Origin of the sequence: Carnobacterium divergens DSM 20623 (assembly GCF_000744255.1) — a bacterium.
GTDB classification, from domain to species: Bacteria; Bacillota; Bacilli; order Lactobacillales; family Carnobacteriaceae; genus Carnobacterium; species Carnobacterium divergens.
In genome coordinates this window covers 1,871,275-1,886,229 of record NZ_JQLO01000001.1, presented here as the reverse complement: position 1 = coordinate 1,886,229, position 14,955 = coordinate 1,871,275, and the positions used below count along the sequence as shown (strand labels likewise).

Genomic DNA, 14,955 nt, shown 5'->3' with positions numbered 1-14,955 from the left:
TCCTTTTTTTTATCGAATTTGACCTTCGCCAAAGATAATGTATTTTGAAGATGTTAGTTCATTTAAACCCATTGGGCCTCGAGCATGAAGTTTTTGCGTGCTAATTCCAATTTCAGCCCCAAAACCAAATTCAAAACCATCGGTAAAACGAGTGGAGGCATTAATGTAAACAGCCGCCGAATCAACCTCACGGTGGAATTGTTGACCATTAAAATAATTACTTGTCACAATCGATTCAGAATGTTTTGTACTGTATTGATTGATATGTTTGATGGCTTCGTCAATAGAATCCACAACTTTGACAGCTAAAATGAAGTCAAGAAATTCAGTTTCCCAATCCTCTTCAGTTGCCTCAACAGCCGTTTTGAAGATAGCCAAAGCTGAAGAATCTGCTCGTAATTCTACTTGATAAGGAGCTAAGGCTTCTTCAATAACAGGGAGAAAGGTATTTGCTACATTTCTATGAATCAATAAGGTTTCAGCAGAGTTACAGACAGATGGACGAGAACATTTAGCATTTACGATAATATCCGTCGCCATTTTTAAATCGGCAGATCCATCAATGTAGACATGACAATTTCCAGTTCCTGTTTCAATAATAGGAACCGTAGCATGCTCTAAAACGGTTTGAATTAATGTGGCACCTCCACGAGGAATCAGTACATCTAAATAACGATTTAACTGCATCAATTGGCGTGCAGTTTCTCTTGAAGTATCAGTAATTAATTGAATCGCATCTTTTGGAAAGCCTGCTTGTTCTATGGCTGTTTGTAAAATAAGTACAATTGCACTATTAGAATGGATAGCTTCTTTTCCACCACGCAAAATGACTGCATTTCCAGATTTAAAACAAAGAGCTGCAGCATCAGCCGTTACATTTGGACGAGATTCATAAATAATGCCAATAACACCCAAAGGAACCTGTTGTTTGCCAATGGTTAAATTAGCGTCAGTTTTCCACATTTCACTGACATGGCCAATTGGATCCGGTAATTCCGCGACATCTAAAAGTCCTTGTGCCATTGCTTGAATACGGTTTTTATCAAGTTTTAAGCGGTCCAACATGACTTCAGTAACGCCATTATTTTTTGCAGCATTTAAGTCTTGTTCGTTGGCTTTTATAATCGTAGCATCATGAGCAATTAAAGCAGCACTCATTTGTTTTAAAGCATTATTTTTTAATAGCGTATCTGCTTGGGCCAAAAAAGTGGCAGATTTTTTGGCTGCTTTACCCATCGTTATTAAATCACTCATTTAGTCCACCTCTTTCAAAGCTCTGAAATGCGTTCCAATTTGTTCCCCATTAATAATATCAAAAATGATCGTTGGATCTGCACCATTTGCTAAAATCATTTGTCCATTTTGTTCTAAAACATGGTGGGCGGCTTTCAATTTTGTTGCCATCCCACCTGTTCCAAATTCCGAACCATTTCCACCTGCTAATATTACCAATTCAGGTGTAATAGCATGGATGTCAGAAAATAATGTGGCAGCAGGATTAGTTGTGGGATTGTCATTGTAAAAACCATCAATATCAGACAGCATAATCAGTAAATCTGCAGTGACCAGTTCGCTCACAATCGCAGAAAGTCGGTCATTATCGCCAAATTTTGTTAAATGATCTAGTTCTTCTACCGCTACAGTGTCGTTCTCATTAACAACAGGAATAATTCCTTGTTTTAACAACTGCTCGAAGGTATTAATCACGTTGTTTCGACTTTTAGGATAGTCAATAATATCTCTTGTTAATAGCAATTGGCCAACAATTTGTCCATAATTTCCAAAGAACTGGCTATATAAATTCATTAATTCGCTTTGGCCAACGGCAGCAATAGCTTGTTGTTCAGGAATGGTAGCTGGGCGTTTAGTTATATTCAAACGATGGCATCCTACGCCAATAGCACCAGATGAAACCAAGATGACTTCTTTGCCTTGATTTTTTAAATCGGTCAGCACGAAAGCTAATTTTTCAATACGTTGTAAATTCAGTTTGCCATTTGGGTACATCAAGGTGCTTGTACCAACTTTGATTACGATTCGTTTCATTTTATTTAATGAAGAACGAGTTGCTGCTTTCATAAGTCATCCTCCAATTTTCTAGTTAAAAGTAGTCTGAGAAGTAAGGCTCACCTTGTGGAATAAGTTGTTCTAAACTACGTAATGTTTTTTTATCTGTACTTAATCGTTCTAATTTTGCTAAATAAGAAGGTCTGCGATACCCCATCAACATGGTTGTCAAGGTCTGGATATCAATGTGAACAGGATTGCCAATGGCTTTATCTGTAACAGCTAAGGTGCCGTCTGGAGAAAATTGAAGTCCAAAAACTCCGGTATTCCACTCTAACATCGGATCTTCTACAACAAAATGGAAGTCTTCAACAGTCACGGTTTCAAAAGGATATTCTTTTAAAAATTCAGCAACGTCAACAATTCGCGCCATAAAATAAGGCTGGATCGTTTCAATAATTTCGCTATCCTCCAGAATAAATGCAATCGGTTCATTTTTATAGATATTGCCGCGTACTTCGTCAACCATTGAAAAATGGGCCGTAACAAAATTCCATAAACCTTTTCTTGCTTCTTGATTTAAATAAATCATTTCTTTCATATGGAAGACATCTTCTGCTATCCAATAAAAAAGATAGCCAGTCGGTTCTTGTTTTTCATTATAATAAACAGCCGCAATATGCTCTTCTTCATTTTCCCAACGCCAGTATTCATCCCAAGCCAATTCATCACGAATCATTGCGCCATGATTGACTCTTGAAAAGGTATCATAGACAGCGATTACGTCAGGATGGTTGATATCTAAGCGTTCGACAAAGCCATTAACTGGGACAGCTTTTGGTAGCTGCGTGTCTTTGATTGTAAATGTCATTTTATCTGACATAATTTCCCAGCCTTTTCGGCGATAATAAGGAATGGAGTAGGGGAACAAGTAAGAAATCCATTGGCCTTTTTCACGCATGCGTTTTAAGCTTTCTTTCATTAAATGATGCATCAGACCTAAATTTGCATACTCTGGATAAGTTCCAACTCCTGTTAGACCGCCCATTTTTACGATTTTTCCTCGAATGTTTACTTCGCAGGGATAAACGGCTAATTGCGAAATCAATTTTTCATCATCAAACCAACCTAATACATCGGCTTGACGCAATACCGGTCGTTTAGCCCGTTCTAATTCATCTTCTTCATAGCCCACTTCTTGAAGATCTTGATTGGTCACCTGAAAAACATAGCGTAACAGCTCGTTAAATTGTGATAGGTGTTCCATTTCTACAGGTTTCATTTCAAATTGTTTGCCATGATCATCTTGTATCATAAGTATCCCTCGCTCTAATTTTTATTTCAATAAATAGAAATAAATGAATAGTTCTATTTTATCAGTTTCTAACAGGAAAGACTATCTTTTAAGGAAAACTTATCTAAAAAACACTCTTATACATAAGTTCTGCATAAGAGTGTTGAAATCATTTTTTATTTTAGAAACTTTTCCCCATTTTTCTAAGCACAGCTTTTTGAATCTCAATTACGACTAATGGCACGATGGATAAACCAACGGCTAGTAACCAGTGAGTGGAACTTAGCGACACAAGTGAGAAGATACTTGCGAAGGCTGGGACCAATGCTACTAATAGAATCAGTGAAATCGAAAGCATTGCAGACCAGAATAAAACGGGATTGGACATAAAGCCAATTTTGAAAATCGATTCTTTACTACGCGCATTGAAAATGTGGATAACAGAAGACCAGCCAAGAATGATAAAGGCCATCGTTTGTCCAACTTGGTGATTTGCTGTAATCGTTTGGTTGATATCTACAAAGGAACCAACATAAAACCCAATCAACGTAATAATCGTAAAGATGATTGATTGTACACCAATTTTTTGAGCTAAGCCACCACTAAAGATACTAGCGCCTTTTTTAGTAGGGGTTTGTTCCATAATATCTGCATCAGCTTTTTCTCTACTTAAAGAGAAACCAGGAATTCCATCAGCTACAACATTGATTAATAATAGTTGAATCGAGATCACTGGAACACCCCAACCCATACTAACCGCAATTAGCATAACGAAAATCTCTGAAATATTACAACTTAATAGGAAGTAAACAGCTTTTCGAATGTTTTCATACACACGACGACCTTCTTCAACTGCATGAACAATCGTTGCGAAGTTATCATCCGTTAAAACCATATCCGCAGCACTTTTCGCTACTTCGGTTCCAGCAATTCCCATCGCAGTTCCAACATCAGCTGCTTTTAAAGCAGGAGCATCATTGACACCGTCTCCAGTCATGGCAACAACTTCGCCGTTTGCTTGCCAGGCTTTAACGATTCGAATTTTGTCTTCTGGTGAAACACGGGCATACACTGCATAATCGCGAACCGAATTTTTTAACTCTTCATCAGATAGTTGCGCTAATTTTGCTCCCGTAATCGATTTATCACCGTCTTCTAAAATACCAATCTCTTTAGCAATAGCTTTAGCAGTGACAATGTGGTCTCCGGTAATCATGACTGTCTTAATGCCGGCAGCTTTAGCGGCTCGAACGGCTTCTTTACTTTCTTTACGAGGAGGATCAATCATCCCAACGATTCCAGCAAAAGTTAAATTTGTTTCAAGTTCTGCTTGAGTTAAATCAGAAGGAAGCTCTTCGTAATATTTGTATCCCACAGCGATAACTCTAAGAGCTTTTTCAGCAAAAGAATCATGAATTTGTTGCGCTTTTAATTTTAACTCGTTAGAAAAATCAGCAGGGATTCGATCGAATGCACCTTTTGTAATTGAAATATAGCCATTTTCCCATTCGTGAAGGGTAGTCATTAACTTACGCTCGGAGTCAAAAGGAATTTCGTGTATTCTAGGATGACGTTTCTCAAGTTCATCTTTTTGTTGACCACGATCTTGTAGCAAGCGAATAATCGCAGATTCAGTAGGGTCCCCACTTAAAACTTCTTCGCCATCTCGTTCCTCAATCGTAGCATTTGTTGCTAAACTAATCATTTCTAATAAATTATTTTCTTCTTCTTGATAATCAGCATCAGCTTTGATAGGTTCATGATTTACTGCCCAAAGCTCTTTAATGGTCATTTTATTTTGTGTTAAGGTCCCTGTTTTATCTGAACAAATAACAGAAGCGCTCCCTAAAGTTTCAACAGAAGGAATGTTTCGAATAATCGCATTTCGTTTAACCATATTTTGAACACCGTAGGCAAGAGTAATCGTCACAATAACCGGTAACGTTTCAGGAACGGCAGCAACTGCTAAGGATACAGCAGTCATCAACATCTCGGCAAGGGCTTCGCCATGTAAGTAACCAATTACGAAAATAAAAACTCCGGCAAGTAAAGCAATCACACTTAGCGTTTTTCCTAAATTATGAAGACGATGCTGTAAAGGTGTTTTAGCTTTTTTAGTTGTGCTCAATAACTCAGCAATTTTTCCCATTTCAGTATCCATGCCCGTTGCAACTACCACAGCAGTTCCACGACCATTTGTAATTAAACAACCTGAGAAAACCATATTGAAGTGATCCCCCAAAGCAGCATCGGCTGCAACAAGTGCTTTTTCATCCTTATCAACAGGTAAGCTTTCACCAGTCAAGGCAGATTCTTCCACGCTTAAACCAGAAGACGTCAATAATCTAGCGTCGGCTGGAATCGATTCACCCGCTTCTAAAATTAAAATGTCACCAGGAACAAGCTCCCAAGCTTCAACTTTTTCAATTTGACCGTTTCTTAAAACAGTTGCTTGTGGTGAATTTAAGTTCTTAAGAGAATCTAGGGCTTTTTCTGCATTATTCTCTTGTTTGATACTTAAAATTACATTCAAAACCACAATTGCAATAATAACGATTGGTTCAGCAAAATCTTCTGGATGTAATGTTAAGGTCAAATAAAAGGAGATTGCCGCGGCAATAAGTAAAATAATGGTGGTAATTTCTTTTAGTTGATCGAGGACTTTTATGAAAAGAGAGTCTTTTTTTTCTTCTTTAAATTGATTCGGCCCTGTTTCATTTCGAATCGTTTCTACTTGTTCTAGAGTCAAGCCCTTGTTTTCGTTGACGTTTAATTTTTTTAAGACAGACTGTATTGAATCAGTTCTTAAATCCATAAATCATCCTCCTTTAAGTCTATTTTTTTGGAAAATACAAGCAAGTAGTCGCTTGCTTTATAATCTAACTTTAACAAAAAAAGAATTTAATTACAAGTAATACCTCATTAAAACTTTCCTTATTAAAGAAATAAATCGTTTGATATCTGTCACATTTAAATTAAATTAATCAAATAGAGATTGCTAGAATAGGCATTTTGGTATATATTGTTAAAGACTATCCATTGTGATATAGGTAACGAATGACAAATTAAAAAAGTGAGAAAAGTGAGGTAAGAAGATGAAACCGTCAATTTACGGATTAACAAATGCAGAATTAATAGAGTGGTTTTTAGAACACGATCAAAAGAAATTTAGAGCAACACAAGTTTGGGACTGGTTATATGTAAAACGTGTGCGTCAATTTTCTGAAATGACGAATCTTTCAAAAGCAACCATTCAATTATTGGAAGAAAATTTTATTATGCAACCATTGGAACAAAAAATTGTTCAAGAATCAAATGACGGAACAATTAAATACCTGTTTGAATTATCAGATGGTTTGTTGATTGAGACGGTATTAATGCGCCATGAATACGGCTTATCTGTTTGTGTGACAACTCAAGTAGGCTGTAATATCGGTTGTACCTTCTGTGCAAGTGGTCTTTTGAAAAAACAACGTGATTTAACGGCCGGTGAAATTGTTTCGCAAATTATGCAAGTACAACATTATTTAGATGACAAAGAAGAAAACGACCGCGTGAGTCATATTGTTGTAATGGGAATTGGCGAGCCTTTCGATAATTATGATAATGTGATGAGTTTCTTGAAAATCGTTAATGACAATGAAGGGCTAGCAATTGGCGCTCGTCATATTACAGTTTCGACTAGTGGACTAGCACCAAAAATCAAAGAATTTGCTGAAAACGGCTTGCAAGTAAACCTAGCAATCTCATTACATGCGCCAAACAATGAAATCAGAACAAGCATTATGCGTATCAATCGCAACTTCCCAATTGAAAAATTAATGGAAGCCGTCGATTATTATTTAGAAAAAACAAATCGTCGCATTACCTTTGAATACATTATGTTACGAGGCGTAAATGACCAAAAAGAACAAGCTTTGGAACTAGCAGCACTCCTTGCTAATAAACGTCATTTAGCCTATGTAAATTTGATTCCATACAATTCAGTATCCGAACACGATCAGTACAGCCGCAGTAAAAAAGCAGATGTACTGGCCTTTCACGATACGTTGAAGAAAAAAGGGATTAATTCAGTTGTCCGTAAAGAACAAGGAAGCGATATCGATGCTGCTTGTGGACAACTAAGAAGCAAGCAATTAAAGTCTAAAGAATAGTTCAATAGTATAATAAAGTTCCTTCAATTATTTTTTGAAGGGATTTTTTTTAATGCTACGATTTGAAATTTAGCAACAAATAAAGTACAATAGCGGTGTAAGATCAATTCATGAAAGGTAAAGGTATTTAAGGCGATGAAAATATAATTCACTGTTTCTTAGTTAACTGAATTCTTAAAGTAACTTCAAAGGCAAAATAATGAAGGGTTATTTGGAATTTTCGCAACTAATCTGAGAGTGGATTTTATCAACATACAAGCCAAAATACCCGTCTAGTTCCTTTATTAGAATCGGTCTATTTATTTTGTATGCAAGTAAACCATCACCTCTTCAGATTTGAAGGAGGTTTTTTTATGTTAGTAGAAATAAAAGCAATCAAAAAATCAGTTGGAGGTCGTGTCTTAGTTGAGATTGACAACTGGCGAATTGAGGATGGCGACCGCATTGGAATTGTCGGCGCCAATGGTTCAGGTAAGACAACATTATTAAATTTATTAAGCAATAAAGAAGTTCCTGATAGTGGATTCATTCGTTCGTTTAGTCCGATTGGTTATTTGGAACAACTACCAGATGCTGTCGCAGGCGCTACTGTAAGTGGTGGAGAAGAAACCAAACGCAAGCTACAAAAAGCGTTTGAATTTGGAAGCGGCATTTTGCTAGCAGATGAACCAACAAGCCATCTTGATAAGGACAACCGTCTTTATTTAGAAAAAGCAATCAAGCAATTTAATGGTGCCGTTCTTGTGGTTTCTCATGATCGAACCTTTTTAAACCAAGTCTGTACTAAAATAGTAGAACTTGAAAGAGGAAAAACGTACTTTTACGAAGGAAACTATGACGACTATTTAAACCAAAAAGAACTTAAACAATATACGGAGCAAGCAGAATATCACCAATACGAAAAAGAAAAAAAACGATTAAAACAAGTGGCCAGAGAGACAGAAACAAGAGCGTCGAAAATTCGAAAGGCTCCTAAACGAATGGGGAATTCGGAAGCAAGACTCCATAAGATGGGGGATCAAAAAGCTAAGAAAAAATTAGGTCAATTAGCAAAAAATGCTGAAAAACGACTGGATCAATTAGATGTCAAACAAGCGCCAACGGAGCTTGCGAACATTAAAATCAAATTGGCTAAAGGCAAGACCTTACACGCACCTATTTTACTATCGGCAACAAAGCTAACTAAAAAAATTGACGAACGCATCCTTCTAAATCAAATTGATTTTTCGTTAGTCAATCACTCAAAAACAGCTTTAATCGGGGGAAATGGCGTAGGAAAAACAACCTTACTCAAACTGATTATAGAAAATTCACCGGAAATTCAAAAAGTGAAAAACCTTTCAATTGGTTACTTTAGTCAAAAGCTAGAGTTATTGGAGGAAGAAAGTACGATTTTAGAAAATGTAATGAAGGAAAGCGTTCATGACGAGACCTTTGTTCGGATGCTATTAGCAAGACTATTATTTAGAAAGCAAGATGTCTATAAAAAAGTCCATTTACTAAGTGGTGGTGAAAAAAATAAGGTTTCATTGGCGAAGCTTCTTGTAAGTGATGCCAATTTACTACTATTAGATGAACCTACCAACTATTTAGACATTCCTTCATTAAAAGCAGTCGAGGAAGCTTTAATGGCTTATGAAGGAACGCTTCTTTTTGTCTCACATGATGAAACTTTCAACCAGAAGATAGCAACTCATTACTGGGAAATCAAACAGCAAAAACTGACTATGCGGGAAGCTGAAAAGAACAAAGAAACCTCTGATAAAAAAATTCCAGTAAAGCAATCAGCAGATGAAAAACTAGTATTAGAAACCCAATTAACGGCAATTATTGGGAAATTATCAAATCCAAATCCAAAAGAAGACCGACAAAAATTGGAAAATGAGTATCAAATACTATTGAAAAAATTAAAAGAATAGATAGAAGAAACGATTCGTAGCCTGATTTTACGAATCGTTTTTCTATAAAAAAAAGTATTGAATGAATTGGATAAAAATAAATTAAAAAATTTATTAAGAGAACGGTTGCAAAAACTAAAATCACATGGTATATTGTGAATATAACAGACAGGGTTGTTACTGGTCATGCAGGCAAAACCTAAATTGATTCGAAATCATATCTATCCACTTTGAGGGATAACTAGATTTGGAATGAGTTTAGGTTTTTCTTTTTACTCTAGGATTAAAGGTGGGGGAGAAATGATAATTGAAAAAATTTTAAACAACAATGTCGTTCTAACCTTGACTGCTGATGAAAAAGAAATGGTCGTAATGGGAAGAGGTTTGGCCTTCAATAAGAGGGTGGGGGATGGGATCGATCCCACATTGATTGAAAAAACTTTCGTTACCGAAGGAAAAGAAGTCACCGAACAATTAGCTGAGCTATTCAAAGAAATTCCATTAGATGAAATAGAAGTCGCAAATGAAATTATTCAGCTGGCTCAAAAAGAATTAGATGTCAAACTAAGCACAAATATCCATTTGACATTAACCGACCATATCCATTTTGCTATCACTAGAAGTAAAGAAGGACTAGACCTCAAAAATCCCTTAATTTGGGAAATCAAAAAGTTTTATAAAAAAGAATACCAAATTGGGTTAAACGCGATTGATAGAATTCAAGAAAAATTAGGTGTAACGTTGAATCCTGATGAAGCCGGTTCAATTGCGTTGCATATTGTAAATGCAAGACAAGGCGATCAAGATATGAATCAAACGTTTCAAATGACAAAGATCGTTCAAGATATCTTAAACATTGTTCGCATGCATTATGGTTTAGTTTTCGATGAAAATTCCTTAAACTATACCCGGTTCATAACCCATTTACAGTATTTTGCTCAGCGAATGATTGCAGGTGAGATCCATGAATCAGGAGATGATTTTTTATACGAACAAGTACAAATCAAATACCCAAAAGCATTTGATTGTACAGTGAAAATCAACAGTTACTTGAAGAGTGCTCATCAAAAAGAGATGTCGATGGATGAACAGGTTTATCTAACCATTCATATTCACCGAGTAGCAGATAATTAAATAAGAATACATCGATGATGGATTGTTACTGATAAAGCAGGCAAAACCTAAGTTGATAGTGAGGCATTCTCCTTGTAGAGAATAACGATCACTATTGATTTGGGTTTTTTATTTTTCCATAAATGCTTTGTCGAAAAAATAGAAGAACATACAAAGGAGATCGAGAACATGGATAACAGACAAATAGCACAAGACGTATTAGTGTTAGTAGGTGGCGAAGAAAATGTAAATTCAGTTGTACATTGTGCAACTCGCTTACGTTTCAAATTAAAAGACGCAAAAAAAGCCAACCGTGCTGGCTTAGAAGCACATGAAGGTGTGATTACTGTAGTCGAAAGCGGCGGTCAATACCAAGTCGTGATTGGTAGCAACGTCAACGAAGTTTATAAAGATCTAATGGCTATTTCGAATTTGGATCAATCGACAGGTGAAAAAGAAGAGTCTGGCGAAAAAGGCTCATTTTTAAGTACATTAATTGATATTATTTCGGGTATTTTCACTCCATTCTTAGGTGCAATGGCTGGAGCCGGGGTCTTAAAAGGATTTCTATCATTAGCAACTGTAATGGGATGGCTTTCAGCAACATCTGGAACGTATATTGTTCTATTTGCTGCAGCCGATGGTATTTTTAATTTCTTACCATTCTTCCTAGCCTTTACCGCAGCTAAAAAATTCAATACCAATCAATTTGTTGCAGTAGGACTTGCAGCAGCCTTGATGCACCCAATGATGGATGCAGCGACGGCAGCTGGAAATGCGATTACCTTCTTTGGAATTCCAATCACATTGATGTCTTATGCATCAACCGTTATTCCAATTATTCTAGCAGTTTGGATTCAAAGCTACGTTGAACGTTTCTTTACAAAATTTGTTCCTGAGTTTATCAAAATTATCCTTGTACCACTTCTAGTATTACTTGTAATGGTTCCGTTAACATTTATTGCAATTGGCCCATTAGGCGGATTTATTGGGGATGGTCTAGGTTATGTTTACAGTATGATTTATGGTCTAAGCCCAATGGTTGCAGGTGCATTTATGGGTGGTTTCTGGCAAGTGTTAGTAATTTTCGGAATGCATTGGGGCTTTGTGCCAATCATGATGACCAACTTATCACAAATGGGTTACGATACAATGGTTCCAATGCTATTGCCAGCAGTTTTGGCTCAAGGTGGAGCAGCGTTAGGCGTATTCTTAAAAACAAAAGATACAAAAATGAAAGCTTTAGCAGGTTCATCAACGTTAACAGCCTTCTTTGGAATTACTGAACCAACGGTTTATGGAGTAACGTTGAAATTAAAAAAACCATTTATTTATGGTTGTATCAGTGGAGCAATTGGTGGAGCGATTATCGGGTTTGCAGGGGTTAAAAACTTTGCATTTGGTTTAGTAAGTATTTTAAGCTTACCTTCATTTATTAGTACAGATTCAGCAATTGCTTCAAATGTCATGGTTGCGATTATTGGAACAGCGATTGCCTTTGTCTTAGCATTAGTGTTAACTTTAATTTTAGGATTTGATGATGTTATCCCAACTGTTACTGCGGCTACAACAAGTGCAACAACTGAAGAATTGAACAATGACACCGATCCATCAACATATATTGAAAAAGAAGTAATTGAAAGTCCGTTAACAGGACGTGCAGTTTTACTGAAAGATGTTGCTGACGAAGCATTTGCAAGTGGCGCATTAGGAAAAGGAATGGCAATTGAGCCAACAGTTGGCGAGCTAACTTCTCCTGTTATAGGTGTTGTGACCATTGTTTTCCCAACAGGACACGCTATTGGCATCACATCTGATGATGGCACTGAAATTTTAATGCATATTGGGATGGATACGGTTCAAATGAATGGTGATGGGTTTACCACTCATGTAAAACAAGGAGAGCACGTAACGGTAGGTCAATCACTTGTTTCATTTGACATTGAAAAAATAAAAGCGGCTGGTTTTCCAGTAATTACACCAATTGTAGTGACAAACTCAGCAGATTTTTTAGATGTACTAACAACAGATAAAACAGAACTGAATGGGAAGGATTACTTGATGACTGTAGTCATTTAGTTAGGAAATAAGCGATGGCAACATCGCTTATTTTTTTTGTATTAGTTTCAATGGAATCATTTATTTAAAAAACATGTTAAAATAAATAAGAATACACGCGATAAATGAAAATGCGACGATAAGGAGAATACCGTATGAATAAATTAAAAGAATCAAGACTCTTTTTTTGGACAATTGAATTATTGGCCTTTGCAACACTTATTTTTGTCAGCACTAAAATAGGATTTTTATTTGAACCAATTGGCACTTTTGTTTCAACTCTATTTGCACCAGTTTTAGTTGCAGGGTTTTTATATTATATTATGAACCCTCTAATCAATTTTTTGGAGAATCGTTTGAAAATAAAACGAATTTGGGGCATTTTATTAGTCTTTATTGTATTGATTGTTCTATTTGTTTTGTTAGTAGTAAATTTGATTCCCAATTTATTAGAACAGTTAACACAACTGATTCAAAATTTCCCAGCTATGATGAAAGAGGGACAAAAGCAGTTTAATTTATTAGTTGAACGTCCAGAACTTAAAAATATTGATCTGCAAAAATACTTAAATGAATTAAACTTATCCACTTCGAAATTTATCACTGGGGCATTTTCTGGCGTGACAGATAGTTTATTGTCGATTATTGGAATTGTTTCAAGTGTGACAATTGTAGTTATCACGGTTCCAATCGTTTTATTTTATATGTTTAAAGATGGAGAGAAATTTCCAAAAGCTGTTCAACGGTTTGTTCCATTAAAATACAAAGAAGAAGTAGGCAGTCTTTTGACAGATGTGGATCATACTCTTTCTTCTTTTATTAGCGGACAAGCAATTGTTTGTTTATATGTTGCAGTTTGTACATCGTTAGGCTACTGGGCAATTGGCTTACCCTACGCATTATTGTTAGGTGTTATTGCTGGTGCGATGGATATTATTCCTTACTTAGGTCCTTGGTTGGGAGTCACTCCTGCGATTTTAATCGCCTTTACTCGTTCACCTTTTGAAGCCTTACTTGTTGCAATTATTGTGATTGTGACGCAAGTAGGTGAATCGAATATCGTTTATCCATTGGTGATGGGAAAATCTCTTGATATGCATCCCTTAACCATTGTTTTTATCCTGCTAGTAGCTGGGAATTTAGCTGGTTTAATAGGAATGATTTTAGGAATTCCTTTATATGCTGTGTTGAAAATTGTGTTGCATCACCTATATGGAATGGTAGATGATCGTAGAGAGATTCCATTAAATCGAGAAGAAATTGATGAAGTTTAACTCTTAAAAATTAGGAGGAGTCTAATGTGTATAAAATTGGTGAATTTTCTAAATTATCCACTATTAGCGTACGAATGTTAAGGCATTATGACCAATTAAATCTATTGAATCCACAACTGATTGATACAGAATCGGGTTATCGATACTACAGTAGTAAACAGCTTAAAAAAGTAAATAAAATTCAACGACTAAAAGAGCTAGGATTTAGTTTATCAGAAATTAAAGAAATGTTAACGACTGAAAATTCACTTCAAGGATATTTTGAAAAGCGAGAGACAGAAGTAGAGGTTGAATTAGAAAAATTAGCGCATCAAAAGAAAATGCTTCAACGCTCAATCCATTCTTTGAAGTACCAAAAAGAACCATTAAATTACCATGTTCAGTTGAAATATTTTCCAGAACAACAGGTAGTTTCACTGAGATCGAATTTAACAAGTTATCAAGAAGAAGGAAAGTTATGGAGTATTTTGTACGAAGAACTTGCTAAAGAAAAAGTGAACCTACAACAACTGGGTCAACACAAAGCTATTTTCCACGACAAGGAATATAAAGAAAAGAATGTTGATGTTGAAATTCAAGCAAGTTTTAAGGGAGAATTAAATCTTAATTCTAAATTGGTTCAGGTAAAAAAAGAACCGACTGTAAAGGCAGCAACGGTCATAATGAATGGCAGTTATCACCAAGTTTCTTATGTAACAGAGAGTATTGCTTGTTGGATTGAAGATCACCAATATAAGATTGAAGGCAAGATGTTTAATATTTATCATGTATCACCCACACAAGAAAAAGAAGTTGAAAAATGGGTGACGGAAATTTGTTTTCCAATTGTTTAAATTTAAATGGCTCCTATGTATTTGGATGTAGATAAGTATAAAAAAAGAAGCAAAGCTATTTGTTAAAAAATAGATTTGCTTCTTTTTAGTTGTACATAAAATTATACAAGAGTATTCAAAATAAATTGAAAGCCGGGTAGCTATTTAATTTGAGAAGATATATGCCTCTTGTTTTTTTTTCAAATATATATTCTCGTTTATAATTTTAATTATTGATATTTTTTATACTTTTTTTTCACAAATTTTCCAGTTTTTATTAGAATTATGAATTCGTTTGTACCTATACCACTTGTTTTTTAAGCGATTTTTAGGATTTTGTTTTTT

Annotated in this window: 10 protein-coding genes; 6 read left to right on the top strand and 4 right to left on the bottom strand. The window is 35.6% G+C overall.

All coding sequences use genetic code 11. The annotated features are described in order from the left end of the window. Positions 1-9: 9 nt before the first annotated feature. The 4 genes from BR52_RS09095 to BR52_RS09080 all read right to left on the bottom strand — a co-directional run bounded on the left by BR52_RS09095 (position 10) and on the right by BR52_RS09080 (position 6,116). Entirely contained in the window at positions 10-1,254 is a 1,245-nt protein-coding gene (locus BR52_RS09095; RefSeq protein ID WP_034571763.1) for a glutamate-5-semialdehyde dehydrogenase, read from the bottom strand. After that, complete coding sequence (gene proB, locus BR52_RS09090) at positions 1,255-2,079, bottom strand: glutamate 5-kinase (RefSeq protein WP_034571762.1); 825 nt, start codon at positions 2,077-2,079, stop codon at positions 1,255-1,257. Between the two features lie 22 nt (positions 2,080-2,101). Further along, a complete protein-coding gene (locus BR52_RS09085; RefSeq protein WP_034571760.1) occupies positions 2,102-3,322 on the bottom strand; it encodes a GNAT family N-acetyltransferase in 1,221 nt (406 codons plus the stop codon). A 160-nt stretch (positions 3,323-3,482) separates the two neighbouring features. Next, positions 3,483-6,116: a cation-translocating P-type ATPase gene (locus tag BR52_RS09080; RefSeq protein ID WP_034571758.1), complete on the bottom strand. Its 2,634-nt coding sequence runs from the start codon at positions 6,114-6,116 to the stop codon at positions 3,483-3,485. 280 nt (positions 6,117-6,396) lie between these two features. Here BR52_RS09080 and rlmN point away from each other — a divergent pair, with 280 nt between their 5' ends. From rlmN to BR52_RS09050, 6 genes are all read left to right on the top strand, one after another. After that, positions 6,397-7,455, top strand: a complete 1,059-nt coding sequence (gene rlmN / locus BR52_RS09075; RefSeq protein ID WP_034571755.1) for a dual-specificity RNA methyltransferase RlmN — start codon at positions 6,397-6,399, stop codon at positions 7,453-7,455. A 353-nt stretch (positions 7,456-7,808) separates the two neighbouring features. Continuing rightward, on the top strand, positions 7,809-9,374 hold the full coding sequence (gene abc-f / locus BR52_RS09070) for a ribosomal protection-like ABC-F family protein (protein WP_034571752.1): 1,566 nt from the start codon (positions 7,809-7,811) through the stop codon (positions 9,372-9,374). Between the two features lie 279 nt (positions 9,375-9,653). After that, entirely contained in the window at positions 9,654-10,487 is an 834-nt protein-coding gene (gene licT / locus BR52_RS09065; RefSeq protein WP_034571749.1) for a BglG family transcription antiterminator LicT, read from the top strand. A 168-nt stretch (positions 10,488-10,655) separates the two neighbouring features. Continuing rightward, complete coding sequence (locus tag BR52_RS09060; RefSeq protein WP_034571746.1) at positions 10,656-12,545, top strand: beta-glucoside-specific PTS transporter subunit IIABC; 1,890 nt, start codon at positions 10,656-10,658, stop codon at positions 12,543-12,545. 134 nt (positions 12,546-12,679) lie between these two features. Next, the gene (locus tag BR52_RS09055) at positions 12,680-13,798 is read left to right on the top strand and encodes an AI-2E family transporter (RefSeq protein WP_034571743.1); all 1,119 of its coding nucleotides are present in this window, start codon (positions 12,680-12,682) and stop codon (positions 13,796-13,798) included. A 26-nt stretch (positions 13,799-13,824) separates the two neighbouring features. After that, positions 13,825-14,631: a MerR family transcriptional regulator gene (locus BR52_RS09050; protein ID WP_034571741.1), complete on the top strand. Its 807-nt coding sequence runs from the start codon at positions 13,825-13,827 to the stop codon at positions 14,629-14,631. Positions 14,632-14,955: the final 324 nt, after the last annotated feature.

What these genes read in the sequence shown, in the direction of transcription:
- BR52_RS09095 (WP_034571763.1), bottom strand. Translation starts at nt 1,254, where the DNA reads ATGAGTGATTTAATAACGATGGGTAAAGCAGCCAAAAAATCTGCCACT.
- abc-f (WP_034571752.1), top strand. Translation starts at nt 7,809, where the DNA reads ATGTTAGTAGAAATAAAAGCAATCAAAAAATCAGTTGGAGGTCGTGTC.
- licT (WP_034571749.1), top strand. Translation starts at nt 9,654, where the DNA reads ATGATAATTGAAAAAATTTTAAACAACAATGTCGTTCTAACCTTGACT.
- BR52_RS09055 (WP_034571743.1), top strand. Translation starts at nt 12,680, where the DNA reads ATGAATAAATTAAAAGAATCAAGACTCTTTTTTTGGACAATTGAATTA.
- proB (WP_034571762.1), bottom strand. Translation starts at nt 2,079, where the DNA reads ATGAAAGCAGCAACTCGTTCTTCATTAAATAAAATGAAACGAATCGTA.
- BR52_RS09085 (WP_034571760.1), bottom strand. Translation starts at nt 3,322, where the DNA reads ATGATACAAGATGATCATGGCAAACAATTTGAAATGAAACCTGTAGAA.
- BR52_RS09080 (WP_034571758.1), bottom strand. Translation starts at nt 6,116, where the DNA reads ATGGATTTAAGAACTGATTCAATACAGTCTGTCTTAAAAAAATTAAAC.
- rlmN (WP_034571755.1), top strand. Translation starts at nt 6,397, where the DNA reads ATGAAACCGTCAATTTACGGATTAACAAATGCAGAATTAATAGAGTGG.
- BR52_RS09060 (WP_034571746.1), top strand. Translation starts at nt 10,656, where the DNA reads ATGGATAACAGACAAATAGCACAAGACGTATTAGTGTTAGTAGGTGGC.